The sequence below is a fragment of the Mesorhizobium sp. B2-3-4 genome, from assembly GCF_006442315.1.
Classification (GTDB): domain Bacteria; phylum Pseudomonadota; class Alphaproteobacteria; order Rhizobiales; family Rhizobiaceae; genus Mesorhizobium.
The window spans coordinates 87,013-111,964 of record NZ_VFVY01000017.1; the positions used below are offsets into that span (position 1 = coordinate 87,013).

Here is a 24,952-nt window from a genome sequence, read left to right on the forward strand (position 1 = left end):
TGGAGGGGACGGGGTTGATGTCACTCGCAAGAAGGCTGGAACCGGACGCGCGGGCATCTAACCCTGTCGCTGCGGTTGCGTCAACTTTCATGCAACTATGTTTCCTATAGAGAAAATTCCTCTGCGGCGGGCCGACCTGTCCCGGTTCTTTATGGCTCCGCTTGCCGCGCCGTATAGAAGCCAGAGCGGCGGCGCTTCCGCCGTCTCAAAACAGCCGCACAATGCACGGAATGCGACAGACGCGACGGCGCAAATCCGCCATCTCCGATGCAGGTCGTTCTCCCAAAACCCGGTCGCTTTTGGGCACATGCATTTGGGCCGTCGCTGCCCGCGAATGCCGTTACTGTGTCAGCACGTTGCTGATTTCGACCATGTTGGAGCGCACCCGCAGGATGTAGAAGCCCATCGTCGTCAGGTGCGTCGGCAAGAGCCAGCCATCCTCGCGCCCGTTGGCGATGATGAAGGGCTGGATACGCAGGGCCGAGACGAACTGCGCGTCCATCGTATCCCAAAGGCTCTGCAGGTGCTTTTCCTTGATCACGTCCTCGAAATCGGCCTGGGCGCCCTTCATCAGGCCGTAATAGGCGTAGAGCTGGCCATAGGCGAACCAGTAGCGGTCGTCGGCACGGGTGTCGAACCAGCCGTTGTTGTGGTTCTCAGCGCGCTCCTTGAGGATGGCGGAGGTCGAGCCGATGTCGCTGGCGATGCGGTCTATATACTGCTTCAGATTGTCGGCGCGGGCATCGAATGTGGCCTGGCAGGTGGCGAGCCGGGCATTGAACGACCGCAGCTTGCGCACGGCGTCGCGATAATAGCTCGGCGTCGGCGTCTTCGGGCCAAACGGGCTGACGCCGAAATACCAGGTATATTCGTCGAACTGCAGATTGCCGCGCGCGTCCTGCAGGTCGGCGTCGATCTGCGAGGTCGTGCGCACGCGGCCGAGATTGTCGGCAAGCTCGGTCGCCGTGCGCCGCACCGCCTGGTTGATGCCGCGCTGGAAAGAGGCCTTGTTGTCCATCCAGGGCGTGTCGTCCCAGTCGATGCCGAACAGGCCGAGCTTGTAGAGGATCATCGACGAGATCCAGGCATTCTGGTTGACGTTGAAGTCCGTCAGGTCTGCCGCCACCTGGGCGATGCCGGAGTTGCCGCACGTCTTGGCGGTATCGGTTCCGGTGCCTGCCGAAACCTGCTCGCCGGCGGAAACGTTACGCTTCTCGAACGTGTAGGTGTCGGGGTAGTCGGGATTGAATTTGTTCCACCACTGGGTGGCGTAGAAAAAGTTGGCGTAGAGCCCGATCAGCACCAGAAGGGCCAGGCCGACCACGGCTTTCAGGATAAAGCCGCGTTGCCCGTACCAGCGCCCGGCCCACATGAACGGCCACAGGATCACGCCGATCACAAGGCCGATGCCACGGCCAATCCACTGGAAAATCCTGACGAAGAAATTCACGATCGGATCGAGCATGGCTTTATCACCCCCTCAGCATGATGCCAAAAAAATGCAGGCTTTTTGGACAATATCATGCACCAAAACAATAGGTTAGAACGAAAAGACGGTTTAGGTCGTCCTAGTCGGTCAGGCCGTAGAGGCGTGTGCGAAACGCCACCTTGTCCTTCAAATATGTGGTTTTCAGAACGTCCACAACATGCGATCGCCAGGCATCGCTGAAGCCGTCATAATCCTTGTAGAAGCCGTCCTTGTTGAAGATGTAGCGCGAGACGAAGTCCGACGGCACGAAATCCGAGATCAGCCGGTTGGTCAGCCAGGCGTCGGGATGATCCGGCTTGGCGCGGATCACCAGGAAGCGCTGCTGCGGGAAGACGTCCTCGATCTTGAGGTGGCCGAGCTGGGCGATCTCGCGCTTGGCGGCGTTGAGGAAGGGGAAGTTACCGTCCTTGGTGATCAGGTCGGCATGGCTCTGGATCCAGGTCTGCAGCCAGACCTTGTCGACATCGGTCAGATTGCGATTCGGCTCGGCGTCGCGGATCAGAGCGCGCACCACCATCTCGGCCCGGTGCTCGAGATAGCCCGAGGCTTCGATCCAGGAGGCGCGCGGCAGTTCGATGCGGCCGGTGGCGGCCAGGAATTTGAACACCTTGTCGGCGTCCTTGATGGAGAGATAGCTGACCTGCCAAGGCCGCGAGCGGCGGAAGCCGGGAGCCGCAGGGTCGCTGATGACCGTCGTCATGTCGGGGTCGACGAAGACGTAGAGACCGCCGAAATGGCTGGTCCAGTAGGCGTTGTGGCGGAAGATCACCTGGTCGGGCACCAGGGCGTTCTCTCTGATGTCGCCGCAGATTTTGGCAAGCTCGACCATGCGCGTCAGCATGGTGTTGTCGCGCCAGGCGTCAGGTTCCTGCTTCAACCGGTCGACCAGCTTGCCCAGTTCCGCGGCCTTGCCCAGGACATCCTCGGCCGACAGCACCTTGAACTCGACCTGGTTGATCGACAGCAGGTCCTCGATGTCGTTGACCTTGGGAACGGAATCCTCGATCTCGCCGTAGATGACGTCCTTGATGGTCAGCGCGTCGATGGCACGCTGGTTCTTGGACATGAACTCGAACATCAGCTGCGAGGTGTTGGAGAAGGCGGTGTGCACCACCGGCAGGTCGATCTGCGACGGCGTCAGGATGATGAAGCGGCGGTTGACCTCGTTGGGGTCGAGATAGTCGGGGTCGCCGCACTCGTCGGCGATCTCGGGCGAGAAGCCGGTGCGGTCGATCTGGAAGCCTTGCAGCTTTGTCGGCTGAAGACCGAAGGCCGCCAGAGCCTTGTTGTAGCGCTGGATGAGATGCGGCTCGTCGACGGTGAGCAATCGGCCGTAGATGAGTTCGTTGTCGCGCAGAAGATCGGGCTTTTTGCTCATCTTGCCTTCACCCCGTTTACGGGGAGAAGGTGCCCGAAGGGCGGATGAGGGGCGGCGCCGGCGCTCATCATTTTCCACCCGACGTTGAGGCGGGCAAAAACTTCGCGTCGGTACCAATCATCTTGCGATCCAACCGACCGTCCAGGGCCGCAACAATCGTATCCAGCACGCTCTTGTGGCCCGTGAGGACATCAGAATGCCAAACCCTCAACACCGACCAGCCGTTCCTGTTCATGGTTTCATCCCTGTATCGATCATGAGATCGATTTGCATGCTGGCTTCCATCGACTTCCACAACCAGATTGGCTTCACGGCAGGCGAAGTCCGCGAAATACGGACCGATCGGTAGCTGACGAACAAATTTGTGACCATTCAATCGTCGCCCACGCAGTTCATGCCACAACCGTTCCTCGGCTTCATTCTCGACTTTTCGGAGCTCACGCGCTCTCGCCACTTTCGGCTCGTTTCCTCCACGCATGGCGCTGCCCCTCATCCGCCCTTCGGGCACCTTCTCCCCGTGAACGGGGAGAAGGAAAAGATCACCACGTGCCCTTCTTCTTCATCTCCTCCATCTCGCGCGCCGCCCTCTCGCGCAGCCTTGCGTCCCGCAGCAGTTTTTCCACCGCCGCGTCGTCGGACTTGTCGGAATAACGGAATTCGCTGTCGGCGTAGCGGTTGATCTCCTGCATGACCATGTCAAGCGAGAACGGTCCGCGCAATTCCTCGATCATCGCTTTCTTGTCGTCGTAGCTCTTGTGCATGAAGGCTTCCGGCTTTTCGAACCAGTCGTCGGGGAGCTCGATGTCCATGGCGCGCATCTTGATGGCGTCGGTGACGTTCTTGATGGCGCGGCCGGTGAAGCGCGGCTCGGCATCCTTGATCAGGTGCAGGTAAGTGCCGATGTCGGCCATGGTCTTGGGTGCGCCGTTTTCCTTCATGTAGCGCTCATAGACCCGCATCAGCCCGTCTTCCTGCGGCTTCTCATGCTCCTCATAGGCCTCGGTCACGGCGCGCTGGATTTCCTGCGCGGCATAGAGTTCGTGCTTGCCCAGGGGGATCTCGTGGTTCTTGCCGGCGAGCAGCACGAAGATGTCGATATAGTCGTCGCGGGTCTGCGGGCCGTCGACCAGCCAGCGGGCGCCGGCGCGCTGGCGCAGCGCATCGTCGACATTCTCGGGATAGTTGGAAAACATGCCGAACGAGCAATTGCCGCGCACCACCGTGGCGGCACCGGCGAAGGCGTCCATCAGGACGCCGGTGATCTCCTGCTGGCCGGCCGAGGCGCGGTCATCCGAGCGGCGCGCCGCCACCTGGTCGATGTCGTCGATGGTGCCGAAGCCGATGACGCGCGGGTTCAAGACATTGTTGATGAACTGACGGCAGTTCTGACCCGACTTGCCCTGGTAGGACGAAATCTGGTCGACGCCGAAATTCTCGTAGGCGAAGGGATAGCCGGCAACCTGGCAGTAGCCATTGACGAGGCCGGCGATCATCTGGATCAGCGTGGTCTTGCCGGTGCCGGGCGCACCGTCACCGATGAAGGTGAAGAGGAAGCCGCCAAGCTCGACGAACGGGTTCAATTCGCGCTCGAAATCATAAGCCATCAGCATCTTGGCGAGCTTGACCGACTGGTATTTGGCGATGTGGTTGCCGACGACCTCTTCCGGCTTCTTGAAGGTCATCACCAGCGGCTTGGAGCGCTTGCCGGGCGCGACGTCGAAACCATCGAGGGTGAAATCGTCGGCGTCGATGCGGATATGGGCGTTCTCGAACGGACCGATGCCGTCGAAGCGGCCTTTTCGCGCCAGCAGCCCGTCGATGGCGACGCGGGCGAAGGCGCGCGCACGGGTCATCAGGTCGGCATCGTCCGTCGATCCCGTTATCGCCTTGTCGAGCCCGGCCAGGATAGACTTCACCGCATCCTGCGGCGTGTCGAACAGAAAATCCGGCTCCGCAATGTCGTTGGGCGCCTCGCCGTCGCTGTCGATGAGCTGGAACAAATAAGAGGCGAGGCTGAAGGCCGAGATATAGGCCGAAGCCGACAGCAGCTTCTTGAAGGTGGATGCCTCGTCGCCTTCGAGGGGCGCGCGGGTGTTTTTCGCCTGCAGGCTTTCGAGATCGGAACCTTCGGCGAAAACATCAGATACCGCGAGCGCGATCGCCGTGCCGCGCCGGGCGCGGAAAAGCAGCGTGTGCTGTGCAATTGTCAGCAACTGGTCGTCGGGATGGACGGCGCCGACGGTCTTCGACAGCTCCACCTCGCGCGTGCGGCGCACCGACCCGACCGATACGGTGGAGACGAAGCGCCGGTTGGTGCCGGCAAGCGCGGTTCCGGATTCGCGCGAGGGGTCTTCCAGCACGACGATGCGGGTGATGAAGCTCTGCGCGGTGGCGCGATGCTTTTCGATAGCCGCTTCCGGGATGGTGGTCAGGCCGGTGTCCATTCCTATGCTCCTACCGAATTTAACCAATTATTCGCGATGGGGTAGATTCCGACGGCGAAATAGTTAAGTATATAAAATATCATATAAAATATTACTATATAAAGAAAGGGGTATCGTCCGTATACTTTGAATATAATTGCGATAGCATATGATAAACTTTCCAAAAATTGACATGATATGGTTATTAATGGTTGAAATATTCTTGAAATTTCACTGTATGAGATAAATATAACTCCTATAGAAACTATAGATATCACGAGTGACGCCGGGAATATCATAGCCCTAGCTATCGGGAGTGCTACTTCGTAGTTTTTGCTTTTCCATGAAAGGTACAAAAAAATTAGCGAGAAGGGGATGATGGCTATCGAAATAGCCCAAGGCTCCAAGCGGACGGGATGTGTTAATGATGAGGAGATACTTCCTGAAATAAATACCACACAAAACAAATTAAGGGATGATAGTATCTTTTTATCATCAGTAAATATATAGTCAAATCTAATATTTCTAAATCCTATTACATATGGTAATAAAATTAAAGATGAAAATGTTAATTGATCTTTATATATAGATAGCTCAATTTGAAAAAAACTACCAATACCTCTCCATATTTCTGAAAATATAATCTGGTAATTTACTACAATTCTCTTAATTATGTCGTAGAGTAAATCACCGGTAGGGCCAGCGATGGAAAACAGTTGCAGGCCGGCTGGTGCAGCGGCGGCTAATACAAGCCATCGACCTTGTTTCTTTATGTCGCCGAAATGTTGAAGTACACTAGACATCCGAGATGACCTGCCCGTTCGACAGGATGTGGACCTTGTAGCCGGCGAAAATCTTCTGCGCCTCGCCGGCGGCGTAGAGCGCCTGGTAGGCTTCGTGCGGGATCAGTGCGTGGTTCTCGTAGCTCGACACGCCCTGGCGCGCGGCTTCCAGGTCGTCGGTGTTGATGAAGAATTCCTGCGTCGTCTTCTCGCTGGAGAACAGGCCCTTGCGGCCGGGCTTCTCGCCCTTGGAGTAGACCTCCTGGATGGTCCAGGTCAAAAGCCAGGCATTCTCCGGCTTGCGTACCTTGGCAAGTACTTCCGTCACCGTCGAATTGTTGTCGGTGATGCCTGCCGAATAGAAGGGGCCGAGCACGACGCGGCGCAACTGCTTGGGGTGCAACGGCTCGAAATCCTTGTCGAGATTGACCGCTATCGTCGCCGGCGAGAGCGTATAAGCGGAATTCTTCTCGGTGAAATCGTCGAAGCGGTGGGCAAGTTCGGGGTTGAGCAAACCATCGACCGGCAGCGGAATGTCGACCTTGTCGTTGAGCTTGCCGCTGCGGTCGACAAGCTGGCGGACCATGCTTTCCGAGGAATCCTCCACCGTCACCATGTAGACCAGGGGCAAGTTGGCGCTGCCGTCGAACGAGGCCCAGTGAACGAGATAATAGGGCCGCGCCGTCTTCGGATTGACCGATACCTTGGCCGTCTGCGCCAGCGTGAACGGCCCGAAAGTCTGCTCGCTCTTGACGTCCTCGAGGTAGAGCCGCTCGGCCATCGATTTCTGCAGCGCCTCGGGGAACTCCTTGTGGCGCAGGATGAAGTCGGCCATCTCCTCGCGCAGCTCGCCGGCCTGGGGGATGTTGGCGAGCCGGCTGTCGGCCTGGCGGCGGTCGTTTTCCAGCTCAAGCAGGTTCTGGAACATCGGGTAGCCGCTTTCGGCACGCGAGATGCGGAACGTGTCCATGAAGCCCAGCCGGTTGCGCCAGCAGGCGAAGGACTTGTCCAGCCGGGCGATGTATTCGGCGACGATCTTGGCGACGATGCCATGCCGGTAGAGCGGCGAGCGGTCGTCGCGCATGAACACTTCAAGGCCGCTGAGCGCGGCCGTGATTGCCGAGAAATACCGCGCCGCGGCGTCGTTTTCGGGAGTCATGCTGTCAGCTCTGCGATTGTCGCACCGGTGCGCGCGGCAATTATCACTGCACGTAGTTGGCCGAATTGTGCTTCTTCAGCACTTCGTCGAAGCGTCGGGCAAAGGCATCGTCCGCCAGCTTCTTGCGGCGCTGGATGTCGGCGCTGGCCACCATGTTCTTCTCGTGCATCTCCAGGAGGTCGCCAATGTGCTTCTGCGAGGCGGCGCCGATGCCGGCCATCGTCTCCTCGGCCGTGGTGTCGACCTGGCTGCCCAGCGTGTTGATCTTGTGGGCGACATCCTGCTGGGCGGCGGTCTTCAAGGAATCCTCGAGCGCCTTGTAGAGCACGATGCGCTGCTCGGTATCGATGGTCAGCTTGTTGATCAGCGTCGACTGCGCGGCGATCTGGTTGTTGAGCGAATCGACGAAGGTCTGGAACATCGAGGTGTAGCGCTCGAGCGTCTGGCTTTCGGCCAGCAATTCCTGCTCCTTGGCCTGCTTCTCGTTGTATTCGGTGGCAAGCGTCGAGCGTTCGCCTTCGAGCTGCGTGCGATCCTTCTGGCTGGTCGAGGCGGCGATCTTGTTCTCGATGTCGAGCAGCATCGGATTGAGCTCCTCGATACGCTTCTGCACGGCTTCGAGGTTGGACATGGTGGTCTTGCGGCGCTCGATCACCTGCGACAGACTGGTCTCGGAGGTCTTGTAGCGCTGGTCGAGCACTTCCTTTTGCGCCTTCAAGATGCCGACGATGGTGTCGGACTTGGCCAGCAGTTCCTGCAGGTTGCCGGCCAGCGACATGTTGCGGACGCGGTCCGTGCGCATGCGCTGCTTGCGCTGCGAGGAGAAGATACCGACGAAGTTTTCCCAGCCGGAATAGTTCTTCATGCTTTCGAACTCGGCGCCGAAGACGTTGGTGGCGTCCTCCAGGCCGATAATGAGGTCGGCGATATTGCCTTCCATCACCTTCTGCTGCTTCAGCACATCCTCGATGCGGGCATTCTCGATGTCGAAATTGGCGTCGCCGATCTTCTTGTCCGCGGTGGCGAGCGTGTCGAGCACGGTGCCGGACTGTTCGATCTTGGTGCGCATGTCCTGCACGACCTGCTTGGTCTTGGCAATTTCGGCATCGAAATTCTGCAATGTCGCCATAAGGGCCTCCCGCTTCGACATCAGGTCGCTGATTGCGAACAGCGGCGAATATATGTGGGGTATCAGGGGATTGAAAGACGTGAAGACCGCGCGCGGCGCGAAAACAAATATCCGGGCCGCGCCCTTGAAAGGCAGTGGAACCGTGGTGATGGCGTGATTAGCTGGATGGCTGGATATAGTTCAGTTGATTTTGAACTTTCACGCCGGCAAAGCAATCAGTCCCGGCAAAAGCGGATGCGGCTGAAATTCGGCACATGACTGGTCGGTTGCAGTTGGTTCAGGGTTTTGGATCGGCCTTCAGATAGGCGATGACGTTGGCGATGTCCTCGTCATTGCCAAGGCCGCCGAAGGCCATCCTGTTGCCGGGCACTTTCAGCTTGGGCGACCTGAGGTATTCGGCAAGATTTGCCTCGTCCCAGACGAGACCGGCGGCGCCCGCGCTCTTCATCGCCTCCGAATAGTGGCCAAGGAAGCTTTCGGCGGTCCCCGCGGTGCGGCCGACGACACCCATCAGATGCGGGCCGACCTTGTCGCGGTCGCTCGCCGCCTCGTGACAGGCCATGCAGCGGTTGAAGACGTGCTTGCCCGCCACGGGGTCGCCGCCGGCCCAGGCGGCGCAGGACGTCGCAACGAGAACAAGGCTGGTGGACAAGACGGCTCGAAGCATGGCTGACCCCGGAGAGCTCTGGCTGGGTAGGGGAAAATAGGGCACTGACCTTAACAAAGGCACCATAGAAGGGCGCATCCGCCAAGAGGTGGCAGCCGGCTACCCGATGCGCATGTCCTGCGCGCCTCGTGTCAACCGCTGACAAAGCCGATGAAATCGTCGGGCGCGGCACGGCCCATTTCCTCTTCCCAGTGGCGTCGGCACAGCGAGACATAGACGTCCTTGCCGATCGCCACCTGTTCGCCCTGGCGGGCCACCTTGCCGTCGGGGCCTAGGCGCACCACCATGGTCGCCTTGCGGCCGCAGCGGCAGATGGTACGCACCTCACGCAGATCGTCGGCGATCGCCAGCAGGGCCTGCGAGCCGGAAAACAGCTTGCCCTGGAAGTCGGTGCGCAGGCCGTAGCACATCACGGGAATGTTCAGCCGGTCGGCGATGCGGGCGAGTTGCCAGACCTGTTCTTCCTCCAGGAACTGTGCCTCGTCGACAAAGATGCAGTGCACGGCACTGCGTTGATGATGCTCGGCGACGCGGGCGAACAGGTCGTCGCCGTCGCGGAACATTTCCGCCTCGGCCTCGAGCCCGATGCGCGACGAAATCAGCCCGCCGTCGCCTTTGCGATAATGACCGGCGACGAACAGCATGGTCGCCATGCCGCGCTCGCGGTAGTTGTAGGACGCCTGCAGCAGCATGGTCGTCTTGCCGGCATTCATCGTCGCGTAGTGGAAATACAGCTTGGCCATGCCGTCCTTTTAAGGTCTGTTCATATCCAGGTGAGGCCGGCCTTGCAAAAGGCTGATACCTGAATCTAAACGGACCTTATGCCGACTTGCCCGGGCGCGGGGAGGGGCCGCCGCCGCATTCCCCCGAAAAAGCCGTCGCCAGCGCGTGAAAGCGTCAGCCGTGTCGCTGATTGGCCAGCCCGCGCCGTTGATCGTGATTGCCTTGACGCTTGAAACCACACCAGAATGGTGTTTGGCTGACGAAACAAGGCGGGCATGAAAACCGTGACTTCGCTTCGCCAAAGAATCGCAATGGGAGAAAGTACATGTCGCGTATGAATTCTTTCGTCGCCGGCCTCGGCCTGGCGGCTTTGTTGTCCACGAGCGCCGCTTTTGCCGGCGATGCGGCGAGCTGCAAGGCGGTCCGCCTCTCCGATGTCGGCTGGACCGACATCCAGGCCACCACCGGGCTCGCCTCGGTGCTGCTCACCGCGCTCGGCTACGAGCCGCAGGTGATCCAGCTCTCGGTTCCGGTGACCTATGCGTCGCTGAAGAACAAGGATCTCGACGTCTTCCTCGGCAACTGGATGCCGTCGATGACCAACGACATCAAGGACTATACGGCCGACGGTTCTGTCGAGACCGTCAGCCAGAACCTGGCCGGCGCCGGTTACGGCATTGTCGTGCCGACCTATGTGGCGGATGCCGGCGTCAAGACGCTGACCGACCTCGGCAAGTTCAAGGACAAGTTCAACGGCAAGATCTACGGCATCGAGGCCGGCAATGACGGCAATCGCATCATCCTCGACATGATCAAGAACCCGAAGGACAATCTCGACGGCTTCGAACTGGTCGAATCCTCGGAAGCCGGCATGCTGACGCAGGCCGAGCAGTCGATGAAGAACAATGAGTGGATCGCCTTCCTCGGCTGGACGCCGCATCCGGTGATGGGCGCGATGAAGATCACCTATCTCGACGGCATGGGCGACAGCGGCTTCGGCGCCGCCACCGTCTCGACCAATGTGCGCAAGGGCTACACCACCGAGTGCCCGAATGTCGGCAAGTTCATCACCAACCTGAAGTTCAATCTGGATATGGAAGGCCAGATGATGGACGCCATCCTGAAGGGCGGCGATGCCAACAAGGTGGCTACCGACTGGCTGAAGAAAAATCCGGATGCTGTCGCGCCCTGGATCGCCGGCGTAACCACCTTCGACGGCGGCGACGCCGCGGCGGCGGTCAAGACCGCGCTGGGAGGCTAAGCCGGCTTTGATTTCGGCATGGCCGAAAGAAGGGGGCAGCCACTGGAAAAGGCTGCCCTTTTTCATAGGCTGTGACAAGATGATGTCACGACCGCAGAACGCCTGAGGACAGGGCGACGGCGCTAGGAGGAGGGGCAAGATGGATCCGATTTCCAAATTCCTGGTCGATTACAAGATTCCCATCGGACCTTGGGGCAAGGCATTCTTCGGCTTCCTCACCGACCATTTCGACACCGTGTTCAGGGCTTTCTCGAATGGCCTGAATTTCATCCTCGACGGGCTGGTCGACATCCTGCTGATGGTGCCGCCCGTGCTGCTCGCCTTGGTGATCGCCATCGTGGCCTGGCTGCTGCAACGCTCGCGGCCGCTCGCCATCGGCGTCTTCCTCGGCCTGATCTTCATCATCAACCAGAACCTCTGGAAACAGACGGTGCAGACGCTGGTGCTGGTTGTGGCCGCCGCCGCCATGGCGATGGCCATCGGCGTGCCGCTCGGCATCTGGGCGGCGCACAAGCCGAAGGTCTACCGCGTCATGCTGCCGGTGCTCGACCTGATGCAGACGCTGCCGACCTTCGTCTACCTGATCCCGGTGTTGACGCTGTTCGGCCTCGGCAACGCGCCCGGCCTCATCGTCACCATCATTTTCGTCATCCCGACCGCGGTCAGGCTCACGCATCTGGGCGTCGTCTCGGTGCCGAAGTCGATCATAGAGGCGGGTGAGGCCTTCGGCGCCACCAAGAGCCAGCTGTTGTGGAAAGTGGAACTGCCCTCGGCGCTGCCCACCATCATGGCCGGCTTGACGCAGTCGATCATGCTGTCGCTGTCGATGGTGGTGTTCGCCGCCCTGATCGGCGCCGGCGGCCTCGGTACCGAGATCAACCGAGCGCTCGGCTCGCGCCGCATCGATCTCGGACTTGAGGCGGGCCTGGCGATCGTCGTGCTCGCCATCGTGCTCGACCGGATGACCCGCATTGGCGTTGGAGGCAAGAAATGACCGTCGCCGTCGATTTCAAAAACGTCGATATCGTCTTCGGCGCCGACCAGGCCGGTTCGCTGGCGATGATCGACAAGGGCGCCACCCGCGCCGAGATCCTCGAAAAGACCGGCAATGTGCTGGGCTGCGCCGGCGCCAGCCTGACCGTGCACGAAGGCGAGATCTCGGTGCTGATGGGCCTCTCGGGCTCAGGCAAGTCGACGCTGCTTCGGGCGGTCAACCGGCTCAACGTGGTGTCGCGCGGCCAGGTGCTCGTCAAGGACGGCGACCGCACGGTCGATGTCGTGACCTGCGACGAGCCGACCCTGCGGCGGCTGCGCCAGAAGCAGGTGGCGATGGTGTTCCAGCAGTTCGGCCTCCTGCCGTGGCGCACGGTGGAGGAAAATGTCGGCCTCGGCCTCGAACTGGCCGGCGTGCCGGACGCCGAGCGCAAGGAGCGCGTGCACAAGCAGCTCAAGCTGGTCAATCTCGACCAGTGGTCGAAGAAATATGCCCATGAACTTTCAGGCGGCATGCAGCAGCGCGTCGGCTTGGCCCGCGCCTTTGCCACCGAGGCGCCGATCCTGTTGATGGACGAGCCGTTCTCGGCTCTCGATCCGCTGATCCGCACCAAGCTGCAGGACGAACTCCTGCAACTGCAGGCGGAGCTGAAGAAGACCATCATCTTCGTCAGCCACGATCTCGAGGAAGCGCTCAAGATCGGCAGCCACATCACCATCATGGAGGGCGGCCGCATCGTCCAGACCGGCGCGCCGGAGGACATCGTGCTCAGACCCGCCAACGACTATGTCCGCGACTTCATCGCCAATGTGAACCCGCTCTCGGTGCTGACCGCGTGGAACGTGATGCGCGACCGCCGCGACCTCGAACAGGGCACGGACGGCTGGGTATGGCTCGACCGGCGCAAGACGACGCGTTTCAAAATCGACGAGCACGGGCTGGTGGCCGCGGCCGAGCGCGACGGCAAGCCGGCGGTCTGGGTGTCCTGCGCCGATGTCGAGGGGCAGTCGGAGGAGGTGGCGCAGGTGTTCTGGGCCACTCCCGGCACATCGCTGAAAACCGTGATGCTGGCCATGCACCGCTCGCAGACCGCGCCGGTGGCGCTGTTCGACGACCAGTCGCGCTTCGTCGGCGCGATCGGCATCAGGGACGTGCTGAGCGCGGTGCTGCGGCGGTAACCGCCGCTGTCAAATCGTGGGTTTTGCCGTTATGAGAAAACCCCGGCGCCAAGCCGGGGTTCTAGGCCTTGGATTTGAAATCCACTCAAGGACAGTTCTGAGCTTCCTGCTTGGTGGTCGCGCCTTCAGTGGTCGTTGTCGTGCCGCCGGCGCCGTTCTTGCACTTGTCCACAGCACCGGATTGATCGGTGCCTTGGTCAGATGTGGTGCCGGCGGTGCCATTCGAATTGCCACCACCATTGCCATTGTTGCTTCCACTTGTAGCTGCACCGCCCGACGAGCCGTCATTGCCGCCGCTGGAACCGCCGGACTGCGCCATTGCAGTGCCAGCCAGGCCGAGTGTCAGAACCGCGACTGCAAGAATTCTTACCATGTTGCTTCTCCTGTCTGCCGCTTGATTGCGAGCCGTAAAGCCAACTTGGTATGTTGCTCGATGTTCCCGACGATATTTTTCGATTGCAGCGGAACACATCGCTGGACCTGAAGTCGAGGCAGGCGCGACGGGTAGGGCGAATGCCTGCTTTGCCCAGGCCAGTCTTACGCCGCCAGCGGCAGGCGCAGTTCGGTCAAAAGTCCGCCGTCCGGATGATTGGACAGGCGGACTTCGCCGCCAGCGGCGCGCGCGATGTTGCGGGCGATGGTGAGGCCGAGCCCCAGGCCGCCGGTCTGGCGGTTGCGGGACTGTTCGAGGCGCACGAAGGAGCCGAACACGGCGTCGAGCTGGGCCTGCGGTATACCCGGCCCCTCGTCGCGGATGGCAAGCGTGATGGTGCCGTCCGAGCGGCTGAGGCTGAGATGCGCCTTCTTGCCGTAGGTGACGGCGTTTTGCACCAGATTGGTGACGCAGCGCTTGAGCGCCACCGGCCGCGCCATGCAGATCAGGCCGCGCGAGCGGGTGTCGTCATTGTCGAAGGACACGGTGTCGTAGCTGTCGGCGATCGATTCCACGAGCGACCAGAAATCGATCCGCTCGGCCCTCTCTTCCGTGACCTCGAATTTGGCGAAATCAATCACCGAGCTGGCGATGCTTTCAATGTCGGCGAGATCATGGGCGAGCGCTTCGCGTGCCGGTGATCTGCGCAGCAGTTCGAGCCGCAGCCGCATCCTGGTCATCGGCGTGCGCAAATCGTGCGCCAGGGCCGCCGCGAGGTGTTCGCGGTCCTCGACATATTCGCGCAACCTCGTCTGCATGGCATTGATCGCCCTGGCGGCGGCGCGCACCTCGCGGCTGCCGCTCTCGGTGACGGGCGGGCTCTTGAGATCATTGCCGATCCGGTTGACGGCGGTTTCCATCATCCGGTAGGGCGCGGTCAGCCGGCGCAGCGACCAGATCGACATGATCACCACCAGCCCGGCGATCAACGCATAGAGCGGCAGGCTGTCGAAGCTCAGGATCGGGCCGACGGGCGTGATCGGTTCGGTGAAGTTCAGCCACTGGCCATCGGCGAAGCGCAGCGAGGCCGTCAGCTTGTCGCTCTGGGCGAAGTTGGCGGCCAGCACCAGGAGATCGCGCTCGACCTGGCCGATATCGGGGCCGGACACCATGCCGCCGTCATCATCGGCTTCGCGCGTCGCCGGATCGCGACGCACGCGCGCGTCGGTGATGCCGAATTTCGACAGACGGCCGACGAGAATGTCCTCGAGCTCGGCCAGTTCGTCGTCGCCGGCGATCGAGGAGGTGACGGCGGGCGTGTCAGAAACGGTGAGGGCGTATGTCGAATTGAACAGGCCCGCGGCGGTCGCCTTGCGCTCTTCCGGCGTGGCGCCGCTCATCAGCTGCACGAGCGAGAAGGCGCGGTCGTTGAGGTGGTAGAGGTCGACCACGTCATTGGCGGCGGCGCGGTCACGCGACACGATATAGAGGGTCGCGACCTGGCTGATCAGCAGACCCGCGATGACGATCAGCAGCACCCAGACAGGCAAGGTCTGCGGCAGGAAACGTCTCATTCGGAGGTCGTCTCGGGCAGGAACTGGTAGCCGCCGCTGCGCACGGTGAGGATCAGTTTGGGTGTCTTGGGGTCGTCTTCCATCTTGCGCCGCAGCCGGCTGACCAGGATGTCGATGCTGCGGTCGAAGGAATAGTCGCTGTCACCGCCGGACAGTTCGATGAGCTGGTCGCGGGTCAGCACGCGCCCAGCGCTCTTGACGAAGGTCTGCAGGAGGTTGAACTCGGCCATGGTCAGTTCGACCCTGACGTCGTCGGGCGCGGTCAGCCGGCGCCGCGAGCAGTCCATCGTCCAGCCGGCGAAGTGGTAAATCTGCTTTGATGTGGCGCGCTTGGGCTCGGCGGCGCCGTTGCGCCGCAGCACGGCGCGGATGCGGGCCAGCAATTCGCGCGGGTCGAAGGGTTTGGGCACATAGTCGTCGGCGCCCATCTCGAGCCCGACGACGCGGTCGGTCGTCTCGGTGACGGCGGTCAGCATGATGATCGGCGTCGTATACTGGGCGCGCAGATCGCGGCACAGTTCCAGGCCGCTCCTGCCGGGCAGCATCACGTCGAGCACGATGAGGTCCACCTGCGAGCGGCGCAGGATGGTCTCCATCTCGGTGCCGTCGGCCGCAACCGAGGTGTGCAGGCCCCGCTTCTGGAAGAACTCCTGAAGCAGGTCGCGGATGCCCTTGTCGTCGTCGACGATCAGTATATGCGCATCGGATTTCACAGCTGCCCTGTCCGGTTGCCGGCCACGCCATTCCTGGCCGGTGAGCCACACGATAGAATTCGGGCCATATGTTGGCCAGTGCCTTGCTTTTCAAGGGAGAATGAATTGCGCCTTCTCCACTGGAAAGCGGCGACCAAGCCGGCTTGACCTGGCCAGACACAATCCAGAAACAAAATTCTACAATCGGGAAAAACTCCTGAAAAGGTAGGCCGGCATAACGGTGCCGTGGCGGTCAGGTCATCGGCTGCGACGCTAGTCTCCGGGTTCACGGATAAACCAATGCCAAGATTGTCGATCAGTTTGTTGGGAGCGTTGCTGGGCCTTGGCCTGCTCACTGCCGCTGTCGGCCAGTCGGACGCAAAGGCGCCGCTCACCCGGAGCGAACGGTGCGCCAATCTTAGCCACCAATTCGATGAAGCCCTCGAAACCCATGCCACGGCAACGCAGGTCACCGCGGCAAAGGCACTTCAGAGAAAGGGTAACCGGTACTGCGCCGCCAAGAAACAGGCGCAGGGCATCCGGATGCTCGCCAACGCTTTGAAGCTGCTTGGAGTGGCACCGAACGACCCGGTCCAGTGACACTCAAAACCGACCCGCACAAAAAGGAAATGAAGCCATGAAAAAGTCCATCCTCTCCGCCACCGGTCTCGCCGTCGCTCTCGCTTTCGCGATGCCGGCTCTGGGCAACGCCGCCGCGACCACGACCGCTGCTCCGGCTGCTTCGACCACGACCACGACGACTGCTCCGGCTGCCGACGCCACCGCCAAGCCCCCGGTGAAGAAGGTCGCCAAGGCGGCCAAGAAGCACAAGAAGGCCGCCGCCAAGAAGGTCGTCAAGAAGGCTCCGAAGAAGGATGCCCCCAAGGCTTGATCCAGACCGGGCATAACATGCCTGTCTGCGACAAGGCCGTTCCAGTTGCTTTAGGCTGGAGCGGCCTTCTTCCTATCCGGACCGCTGTAGAGGCCGACAACGGCCATGAAGCGGTCCGAAAACCCCGACCGGCGTCTCGCCGAAGCCCGATGCCGGCGGCTTCAGCATCGACGCAGCTAAACCCGATCGCAATGCCGGCCTAATAGGGCAATCCGCATGAAGAAGCGGCTTTCGTCCATTTTTCGCTCGATGGTCATCGGCGGCCTGGTCGCCACCAGTGTCGCCAGGGTGCTGATCCTGTTTTCCGCCAGCCCGGTGCCGGATCCGGCGAGCGGGCGCACCGAACCCTCATTGTTCGCGCCGGCGATTTCCAGCAACTGGGACTACATCACCCCGGCGCAGACCTGGCTGCTGATCGTGCTCGCCGGCCTGACGCTGATTTGCGTCGCCGGGTGGCCGATCGCCGCCTGGATGGAACGCCGGGCGGACGCCGGCGCGAATCGCCGCGTCCTCGGGCGCCAGGGGCGTTGAACCCGCGCCGACAATTTCCCACATGATGGTGAAGGACCGGGCCTGCCCGCCGACGGTCCGCAAATGGACGATCGCTGCCGCCCGTGGCAAGATGCGGACTTGAGCTCGATCGCGAGACTGTCGGTTCGGATGCCTGAAATCACCACAAAACCGCGCGTAAAGGTCAAGCCGCAGACCGAACGGCCGAAGCTCTACAAGGTCATCCTCGTCAACGACGATTTCACGCCGCGCGAATTCGTGGTGACGGTGCTCAAGGGCGAGTTCAAGCTCTCGGAGGACCAGGCTCACCGGGTCATGATCACCGCGCACCGGCACGGCGTCTGCGTGGTCGCGGTCTTCACCAGGGATGTCGCCGAGACCAAGGCGACGCGGGCCACCGACGCCGGCAAGGCCAAGGGCTATCCGTTGCTGTTCACGACGGAACCTGAGGAGTGAGTGGCCGGTTCGCCGCAGGCGAATTCATCGTGCCAGTGGCACGATGAAAGGTCACGAACGCTGGGGAGTTGCCGCAGGCAACGGGGCCCCGGCAGACGCCGTTTGACGTAGAGCGCCGGGAGCAGTGGCGCTGCCATCGGTTAGGACCGCGTCGAAATTTCAGATCAATAGCAGAGGCCAGCGCTGCCCTTCATCCGCCCTTCGGGCACCTTCTCCCCGTAAACGGGGAGAAGGAACAAGCGCCGCGCTACCGCCCCTCGCGATACCACATCGAGCCCATCGCCAGGAGCAGCAGGCCGAGGCCGAGGAAGCCGCCGAACAGCGGCACGCGCGAGACGGCCTTGAGCACGCTGTCGTCGGTGGTGCGCAGGCCGATCCAGTCGCTGCCCGACGCCTCGCCCGACGAGCGCACCGGCACGATGGAAGGCAGCGTCACGGCGCTGCCCGTGGACGATGCCAGCCGGCGCACGCTGCCGCCGGTGGCTTCCGCGGGTGCCTTCAGCCGGTCCTGCGTGGAGACGACATCGGCGAATTCCGGCGCGTTGACCGGCCCGACATGGGCGAGCGCGGTGAGATCGCCATTGGCGACCTGGAAGAGGCCGATCTCGCTGGTCTGCACGCTGCCGAGGAAGACGCCGGGTTCGGATTTGTCGAGCTTGACGGTGAGCGTCTTGCCGGACGGGGTTATGATCTGCGCCGGGCCGGGATCGTCGGCCATGGTCTGGCGCCGGATCTCCAGCACCATGCCGCGCCCCTCGGCGGTCAGCCGCTCTTCCTCGAGCTCCGGCTCCTTCATCAGCCAATGGGCGATGCGCCGGTAGAGTTGGACATGCGGGCCGCCGCCCTCGAAGCCGCGCGCCCACAACCAGCCCTGGTCGGACAGAAGCATGCCGACGCGGCCTTCGCCCTTGCGGTCGAGCAACAGCAGCGGCCGGTTGTCGGCGCCTTTCATCACCACTTCGCCTTGCGGGTTCTGCACGCCTATGGTGCGGAACCAGCGGCTCCAGTGCGGCGGCTCGGTTGCCGAGCCGTCCAGGCCGCGCGTCACCGGATGACGCTGGCCGAGATCGGTGAGGCGGGGATAAAAGGCCTTGTCGACAACCTCGCCGGTCGGCATCGCCGGCAAGGCCGACATCAGCGGCGTGCGCGCGATCGAAGCCTCGCCCGCATATTCGGGACCGGCGGCGATCAGCAGCGCACCGCCCTTTTCGACATATTCGGAGATGTAGTCGTAATAGAGGATCGGCAGCACGTCGCGGTGCTGGTAGCGATCGAAGATGATGAGGTCGAAATCCTTGATCTTTTCGACGAACAGTTCGCGGGTCGGGAAAGCGATCAGCGACAATTCGTTGATCGGCGTGCCGTCCTGCTTTTCCGGTGGCCGCAGAATGGTGAAATGGACGAGATCGACCGAGGCGTCGGATTTCAAGAGATTGCGCCAGGTGCGCTCGCCCGCATGCGGTTCGCCCGAGACCAGCAGCACGCGCAAATTCTCGCGGATGCCGTCGACCAGCGCGATGGCGCGGTTGTTGGTGTCGGTCAGCTCGCCCGGCTCACGATCGATGGCGAGTTCGATGATGTTGCGGCCGGCGCCAGGAATGGTCACCTGCAGCGGCATGGCCTGGCCGACAATGGCGTGCTCGACGGCAACCTGCTCACCATTGACCGAGACCCGCACATCGACCGGTCCGGCCTCGTTTTCGGTCGAGATGACGCGGTAGCTCATGTCGAGCGGCTTGCCGACAAGACCAAAACGCGGCGCGTTCTCGAAACGTATGCGGCGGTCCTTCTCATGCTCGTTGCCGGTGATCAGGGCATGCAGCGGAGCGTTGAAATCCGGCGGACCCGCCGGGGTGTCATGCACCTCGCCATCGGTGATCATGACGGCGCCGCCGATGCGCGAAGGCGGCACGTCGCGGAAGGCGCCTTCGAGCGCGCCGAACAGCCGGGTCTCGGTGCGCTCCTCGGCGGCGTCGGACTTGCCGGCCTCGACGACGCGGACGTCGAACTGCTTGAAGCGACCAAGACGTTGCTGCAGCCCGGCCAGCGCCTCGTCGGTCTGTTTGGTGCGTTCGCCGATGTCCTGGCTCTGGCTACGGTCGACGATCAGCGCGACGACGCTCTTTAGCGGCTCGCGCTCTTCGTTGAGAAACACCGGGTTGAAGAGCGCGGCGGCGAGCGCCAGCAGCGCCACGAAGCGCAGCACCGCGCCACGCTGGCGAAACCACAGGCCGACAAGCGCCAGCAGCGCCAGCGGCACCAAAAGCAGGGCCAGAAGCGGCCAGGATATCAGCGGTTCGAAGGAGATCGACCAGTTCATATCCTATCCTCCCGCTTCAGGGGAGGGGCGATCAGCATGGCGGGTGCGAGAAAGCGCATCATCCTACTGCCCCAACCGTTCGAGCAGGATGGGCACATGCACCTGGTCGGATTTGTAGTTGCCGGTCAGCATGTACATCATGATGTTGACGCCGGCGCGCAGTGCGTAGACGCGCTGCATCGGATCGTTCGGCACGGTCGGCAGCAGTGGATCGCCATTCTCGTCGACCGCCCAGGCGCCGGCGAAATCATTGGCGGTGATCATGATCGGCGAGACGCCATCGCCGGTGCGCACCGGCCGGTTGTCGGCATTGCTGGCGTCGAGCGAGGCCTCGACCCAGAGCGGGCTGCCGGCGAAGCGGCCGGGAAATTCGGGCAGGATGAAGAAGGACTTGGTCAGCACGTGGTCCGAGGGCACCGGCTCCAGCGGCGGCACGTTGAGGTTGCCGAGGATGTCGCGCAGCCGCTCGGTCGCCGGGCTGGTGGAATCGGCGCCGATGCCGTTGGCGAACTGGTCGCGCGTGTCGAACAGCACGGTGCCGCCCTGCTGCATATAGGCGTCGATGCGGGCGATCGCGGCCTGGCTCGGCATCGGTGCCGCCGGGTCGATCGGCCAGTAGATCAGGGGATAGAAAGACAGTTCGTCCTTGGAAATGTCGACGCCGGCCGGCGCGCCCGGCTCCAGCGCCGTCTTCTCGATCAGGAAACGGGTCAGACCCTCGAGCCCGGCGCGGCTGATCGAATCGTCACCCGGCACGCCGGTCAGCACATAGGCGATGCGGGTTTTCGAAATCGCCTCGATAGCGACCTGGTCGCCCGGCTTGGCGTCGTCGGCGCTCGCGATGTCGGCATGGCCGAACAATGCGCCAATCGCGATCAGCACGGCGGCCGTGGTGGCAGCGGCGCCGGCACGGCGCGGCCGGCGCGAAAACAGGCCGCCCATCCACAACACGGCCAGCGTGTCCAGCAACATCAAAAGCAGGGCCGCCGAGACCAGTGCGCCCTTCAAATTGCGCGATTCATCGAAGGCATACTGGATGGTGGTGACCGGCACCGCCACCTGCGGGCGCGCCAGCGGCTCGAACTTGGATGCCGCATCGAGCAGATTGTGGGCGAAGACGCCGGTTTCCGAGCCATAGAGGCCTGGCGGGTTCTCGAAAGTCACCGGCAGCGCGCCGGCGCCCGGCACCAGCGGCCGCGCATCCGGCGTCGGCGGCACCAGCGAGCCGTCGGCCGCGATCATGCGATAGGGTGCGAGCGAGGTGGCGGCGGCCTCAGCACTGGCGATGGCGGCGCCCTGGTTGCGCGACAGCTGCACGATGCGGCGCAGCATCTCGACGAAGCTGCCCGAGATCGGCAGGTTCGACCATGTCGCCTCGGGCGTGACGTGGAACAACACCAGCGTGCCCTTGCCCTTCTTCAACCCGGTGACCAGCGGCGTGCCGTCGGCAAGCGCCGCCCAGGTGCGCTCGACGATATCGGGCGTCGGTTCGGCCAGCACCTGCCTGCTCACCGTCACTTCGGTGGGCGGCGCCAGGTCGGCGAAGGGGCCGGCCTTGGGAAATTCGGTGACCGGCTGCGGCGACGTCCATGACAGCGCGCCGCCGAGCGAACGCTCGCCGGTGCGCAGGCGAACCGGCAGCAAATCATCATCATTGGCGGCGGCCGCCAGCCGCGAGCCGGCGAAACGCACCAGCGTGCCGCCATTGTCGACCCAGTCGACCAGCCTTTGCCTGACCTGTGCGGGAATGGTGCCGATATCGGCCATGACGATCATCGCTGGCTTCTGGTCGAGGATCTGCGGGATGGCGTCGGCGAGATCGGCGCTGGAGGGTTCGACCAGGTCGGCGAAGGGCTGCAGCGCGCGCCTGATGTAGTAGAGCGGCGACAGGAGCGGCTGCGCCTGATCGGCCTCGGCCTGCGACAACAAGCCGACGCGGCGGCGCTTGGAGCTCTCGTCGAGCACGCGCACGGCACCGGCATGCCGCTCGCCGTCGAGCGCGATCGAGGCGAAGTCGTTGCGCAACTCGAACGGCACCGCCATGGTTGCGGTGGCCGTGGCCTCGCCCGGCGCGAAGGTCAGCGTCGCGTCGGCGATGCGGCGGCCCTTGTCGTCGAAGGCGCCGGCGGTGACCTGCGCCGGGGCGGGATCGCCAGGCGCGCGGATGGCGGTCAGGCCAAAGCCGTCAACCTGGTTTTCAGCCGATGTCAGCCCGGTCAGGGAAAGCCGGTCGGCCACCGCCCAGACGACGCGGGCGGCATTTTTCGACAACAGCGTGTTGAAAGCGGCCTCGTCGCCTTTCGCGGCCAGGCCGTCGGCCAGCACGGCCACGCTGGCGCCGGGCAGGGCTTCCAGCGCGCCGGCAACGCGCGCATAGACGGCGGGCCGGTCGGTGGGGATCGGCCGCGGCCTGGCGGCGCGCAGCCGGTCGAGTGCTGCGGCTGCATCGAAGGGGCCGATCTCGGCATTGGGCTTTTCGGCGGTGAAGGCGATGATGACCGGCACGCCGTTCGAGCCGGCGTCGTTGATCAGCCGCTCGGCCGTGGCGACGCGCTTGTTCCAGTCGGCGGCGCTTGCCCAGTCATTGTCGACGACCAGCGCCAGCGCCGAACCCTCGGCCGGCAGCTTTTCGCGCGGGTTAAAGACCGGTTCGGCCAGTGCCGAGACAACGAGGGCCGCCATCAACAACCTGAGCAGCGTCAGCCACCAGGGGCTGCGCTGGGGCGTCTCCTCGCGCTTCAGCACGCGCGCCAGGATCCTCAGCGGCGGAAACACCTCGGTCTGCGGCTTCGGCGGCGTCAGCCTCAGCAGCCACCAGATCACCGGCAGTGCCAGCAGGCCCCACAGCACCATGGGGGCGCCGAAAGAGAGTGGCAGCCAACTCATGCGACGGCCCTTCCGGCGGTGGGGTCATCGGCGGTCATTGCCATGTGCAGGCGCACCAGCGCCTCGGAAGCGAGCCGGTCGGTGTGGTTGACGGTGAAGCTCCAGCCGAGGCGCTTGCACCAGGCCGCCAATTCCTCGCGGCGGGCTCTGTAGAGCAGGCGGTATTCCTCGCTCAGCGTCTCGGCGCGGCCGGCTGTCAGCTTGTCGCCGGTCTCGGGATCGGTGAACTCGGTGCGGCCAGCATAGGGGAAGGTTTCCTCGGCCGGGTCGGCGACCTCGATCAGATGCGCGCGCACACCGTGGCGGGCGAGCACGTCGAGCCAGGCCATGGTTTCCTCGGCGGGATCGAGGAAATCGCTGACGATGACGATGTCGCAGAAGCGCCTGATGTCGGAGAGGTCTGGTTTTGCCGGCAGTTCGCCGGCATGCATGAGTTGGGCGGCGATGCGCTCGGCGCCGTTGCGGGCTGTGAACGGATCGGTCAGATCGGGCCAGGCGATGCGCTCGCCGCTGCGCGACAAGAGTTCGGCCATGGCCAGCGCCAGCACCAGCGCGCGCGATTGCTTGGAAACGCCGGCGCCCGTCGACTTGTAGAGCATGGACGGCGAGGGGTCGGCCCATAGCCACACCGTGTGGGCGGCTTCCCATTCGCGGTCGCGCACATAGGTGTGATCGTCGCGGGCCGAGCGGCGCCAGTCGATGCGCGAGGCATCACCCTCGACATAGGGCCGGAACTGCCAGAAATTCTCGCCGATGCCGCGCTTGCGGCGGCCATGCCAGCCGGCGATCACGGTGTTGACGATGCGGCGCGCCTCGACCAGCAGGTCAGGCACGAGCGAAGCCCGCAACCGGCCGCGGGCGAGCGCGTCGCGCGTCGCCGCCGGAGCCTGGAGCTCGCCGATGCGCGCCATCAAATGCCTTTCACGAGTTTCGCCACCACGTCGCGCACGCTGGTGCCCTCGGCGCGGGCGGCGAAGGTCAGCGCCATGCGGTGCTGCAGCACGGGCTCGGCCAGTGCCCTGACATCGTCGACCGAGGGCGCCAGCCGTCCGTCATAGAGCGCGCGCGCCCTGGTGCACAGCATCAGCGCCTGGCTGGCGCGCGGACCTGGACCCCAGGCGACATGCTTGTCGGTCTCGGCGTTGCCCTGGCCTGGACGCGCCGAGCGCACCAGGGCCAGGATTGCCTCGACGACGCTTTCGGGCACCGGCATGCGGCGGATCAGCGTCTGGATCTCCTTCAGCCGCGCCGGCTGCAGTACGTTGGTTGCCTTGGCATCCTCGACGCCGGTGGTTTCCAAAAGGATGCGGCGTTCGGCCTCGATTTCGGGATAGAGGATATCGACCTGCATCAGGAAGCGGTCGAGCTGGGCTTCCGGCAGCGGATAGGTGCCTTCCTGTTCCAGCGGGTTCTGCGTCGCCAGCACGTGGAAGGGCGCCGGCAGGTCGTAGCGGGCACCGGCGATGGTGACATGATATTCCTGCATCGCCTGCAGCAGCGCCGACTGCGTGCGCGGCGAGGCGCGGTTGATCTCGTCGGCCATCAGCAACTGGGCGAAGATCGGCCCGGAGATGAAGCGGAAGGAGCGCTTGCCGGTCTCGTCCTGCTCCATGACCTCGGAGCCGAGGATGTCCGACGGCATCAGGTCGGGCGTGAACTGGATGCGGCGCGAATCGAGGCCGAGCACGACGCCCAGCGTCTCGACGAGCTTGGTCTTGGCCAAGCCCGGCACGCCCACCAGAAGCGCATGGCCGCCGGCCAGCAGCGCCACCAGCGTGCGCTCGACGACGTTCTCCTGGCCGAAGATCACCCGGCCAACCCCTTCGCGGATCCTGGAGATGTCGGCAAGCGCCTTCTCGGCCTCGGCGACCATGTCCTTTTCGCTGATCGGGCTTTCCTTGACCATCACGCTCATGCCGCATCGATCCCTTTGGTTGGAATGTCATGGTTTGGAAATACTGGTCCGCACCATACCATAGGTTGCCGCGATTCGGCCTCGCGTAGCGCCTATGGTCGAACTTAAATCACAGACTTAGGCTGACAAGCGGAACAACAGTGACTATTTC

The 24,952-nt window shown here is 63.0% G+C and carries 22 protein-coding genes; 7 read left to right on the forward strand and 15 right to left on the reverse strand.

The genetic code is table 11. The features are described from left to right. Positions 1-340: 340 nt before the first annotated feature. The 8 genes from FJ967_RS23340 to FJ967_RS23375 form a co-directional block, all read right to left on the reverse strand. Positions 341-1,465 carry a DUF2333 family protein gene (locus FJ967_RS23340; RefSeq protein WP_140734170.1) on the reverse strand — a complete coding sequence of 375 codons (1,125 nt, stop codon included), beginning with the start codon at positions 1,463-1,465 and terminating at the stop codon, positions 341-343. A 103-nt stretch (positions 1,466-1,568) separates the two neighbouring features. Next, a complete protein-coding gene (locus FJ967_RS23345) occupies positions 1,569-2,867 on the reverse strand; it encodes a DUF6638 family protein (protein ID WP_140734172.1) in 1,299 nt (432 codons plus the stop codon). Between the two features lie 67 nt (positions 2,868-2,934). Next, positions 2,935-3,345 carry a DUF559 domain-containing protein gene (locus FJ967_RS23350; protein WP_140734174.1) on the reverse strand — a complete coding sequence of 137 codons (411 nt, stop codon included), beginning with the start codon at positions 3,343-3,345 and terminating at the stop codon, positions 2,935-2,937. Between the two features lie 61 nt (positions 3,346-3,406). Next, positions 3,407-5,311 carry an ATP-binding protein gene (locus tag FJ967_RS23355; RefSeq protein WP_140734176.1) on the reverse strand — a complete coding sequence of 635 codons (1,905 nt, stop codon included), beginning with the start codon at positions 5,309-5,311 and terminating at the stop codon, positions 3,407-3,409. A 774-nt stretch (positions 5,312-6,085) separates the two neighbouring features. After that, positions 6,086-7,231 carry a hypothetical protein gene (locus tag FJ967_RS23360; RefSeq protein WP_140734178.1) on the reverse strand — a complete coding sequence of 382 codons (1,146 nt, stop codon included), beginning with the start codon at positions 7,229-7,231 and terminating at the stop codon, positions 6,086-6,088. 43 nt (positions 7,232-7,274) lie between these two features. Beyond that, complete coding sequence (locus tag FJ967_RS23365; protein ID WP_140734180.1) at positions 7,275-8,360, reverse strand: hypothetical protein; 1,086 nt, start codon at positions 8,358-8,360, stop codon at positions 7,275-7,277. Between the two features lie 277 nt (positions 8,361-8,637). Continuing rightward, complete coding sequence (locus tag FJ967_RS23370) at positions 8,638-9,027, reverse strand: cytochrome c family protein (RefSeq protein WP_140734182.1); 390 nt, start codon at positions 9,025-9,027, stop codon at positions 8,638-8,640. A gap of 131 nt (positions 9,028-9,158) precedes the next feature. Next, positions 9,159-9,770, reverse strand: a complete 612-nt coding sequence (locus FJ967_RS23375) for a thymidine kinase (protein ID WP_140734184.1) — start codon at positions 9,768-9,770, stop codon at positions 9,159-9,161. Positions 9,771-10,075: 305 nt separating this feature from the next. Here FJ967_RS23375 and FJ967_RS23380 point away from each other — a divergent pair, with 305 nt between their 5' ends. From FJ967_RS23380 to choV, 3 genes are all read left to right on the forward strand, one after another. Next, entirely contained in the window at positions 10,076-11,011 is a 936-nt protein-coding gene (locus FJ967_RS23380) for a choline ABC transporter substrate-binding protein (RefSeq protein WP_140734186.1), read from the forward strand. Between the two features lie 139 nt (positions 11,012-11,150). Next, positions 11,151-12,005 (forward strand): choline ABC transporter permease subunit, encoded by an 855-nt coding sequence (choW, locus tag FJ967_RS23385; protein ID WP_140734188.1) that lies wholly within the window; start codon positions 11,151-11,153, stop codon positions 12,003-12,005. Continuing rightward, a complete protein-coding gene (gene choV / locus FJ967_RS23390; RefSeq protein ID WP_140734190.1) occupies positions 12,002-13,183 on the forward strand; it encodes a choline ABC transporter ATP-binding protein in 1,182 nt (393 codons plus the stop codon). Before choW ends, choV begins: the two co-directional genes overlap by 4 nt. 85 nt (positions 13,184-13,268) lie before the next feature. Here the strand turns inward: choV and FJ967_RS23395 are convergent, their stop codons facing one another. From FJ967_RS23395 to FJ967_RS23405, 3 genes are all read right to left on the reverse strand, one after another. Then, positions 13,269-13,556, reverse strand: coding sequence for an oxidoreductase (locus tag FJ967_RS23395; protein WP_140734192.1), 288 nt, complete (start codon positions 13,554-13,556; stop codon positions 13,269-13,271). 164 nt (positions 13,557-13,720) lie between these two features. Then, positions 13,721-15,130, reverse strand: coding sequence for an ATP-binding protein (locus tag FJ967_RS23400; RefSeq protein WP_140734194.1), 1,410 nt, complete (start codon positions 15,128-15,130; stop codon positions 13,721-13,723). Continuing rightward, positions 15,127-15,843 (reverse strand): response regulator transcription factor, encoded by a 717-nt coding sequence (locus FJ967_RS23405; protein ID WP_140734195.1) that lies wholly within the window; start codon positions 15,841-15,843, stop codon positions 15,127-15,129. Before FJ967_RS23405 ends, FJ967_RS23400 begins: the two co-directional genes overlap by 4 nt. Positions 15,844-16,122: 279 nt before the next feature. Here FJ967_RS23405 and FJ967_RS23410 point away from each other — a divergent pair, with 279 nt between their 5' ends. From FJ967_RS23410 to clpS, 4 genes are all read left to right on the forward strand, one after another. Continuing rightward, positions 16,123-16,422 carry a hypothetical protein gene (locus FJ967_RS23410; protein WP_140734196.1) on the forward strand — a complete coding sequence of 100 codons (300 nt, stop codon included), beginning with the start codon at positions 16,123-16,125 and terminating at the stop codon, positions 16,420-16,422. A gap of 37 nt (positions 16,423-16,459) precedes the next feature. Beyond that, entirely contained in the window at positions 16,460-16,714 is a 255-nt protein-coding gene (locus FJ967_RS23415) for a hypothetical protein (protein WP_140734197.1), read from the forward strand. 216 nt (positions 16,715-16,930) lie between these two features. Further along, positions 16,931-17,245 (forward strand): hypothetical protein, encoded by a 315-nt coding sequence (locus FJ967_RS23420; protein WP_140734199.1) that lies wholly within the window; start codon positions 16,931-16,933, stop codon positions 17,243-17,245. A gap of 129 nt (positions 17,246-17,374) precedes the next feature. Further along, entirely contained in the window at positions 17,375-17,680 is a 306-nt protein-coding gene (gene clpS / locus FJ967_RS23425) for an ATP-dependent Clp protease adapter ClpS (RefSeq protein ID WP_140734332.1), read from the forward strand. Positions 17,681-17,927: 247 nt separating this feature from the next. On the opposite strand, the gene FJ967_RS23430 is transcribed toward clpS, so the two are convergent. The 4 genes from FJ967_RS23430 to FJ967_RS23445 form a co-directional block, all read right to left on the reverse strand. After that, positions 17,928-20,000, reverse strand: coding sequence for a hypothetical protein (locus FJ967_RS23430; protein ID WP_140734201.1), 2,073 nt, complete (start codon positions 19,998-20,000; stop codon positions 17,928-17,930). A 63-nt stretch (positions 20,001-20,063) separates the two neighbouring features. Next, a complete protein-coding gene (locus tag FJ967_RS23435; protein WP_140734203.1) occupies positions 20,064-22,886 on the reverse strand; it encodes a DUF4159 domain-containing protein in 2,823 nt (940 codons plus the stop codon). After that, positions 22,883-23,797, reverse strand: a complete 915-nt coding sequence (locus tag FJ967_RS23440; RefSeq protein WP_140734205.1) for a DUF58 domain-containing protein — start codon at positions 23,795-23,797, stop codon at positions 22,883-22,885. Before FJ967_RS23440 ends, FJ967_RS23435 begins: the two co-directional genes overlap by 4 nt. After that, complete coding sequence (locus tag FJ967_RS23445; protein ID WP_140734207.1) at positions 23,797-24,801, reverse strand: MoxR family ATPase; 1,005 nt, start codon at positions 24,799-24,801, stop codon at positions 23,797-23,799. The genes FJ967_RS23440 and FJ967_RS23445 overlap by 1 nt, the downstream gene beginning before the upstream one ends. Positions 24,802-24,952 lie beyond the last annotated feature (151 nt).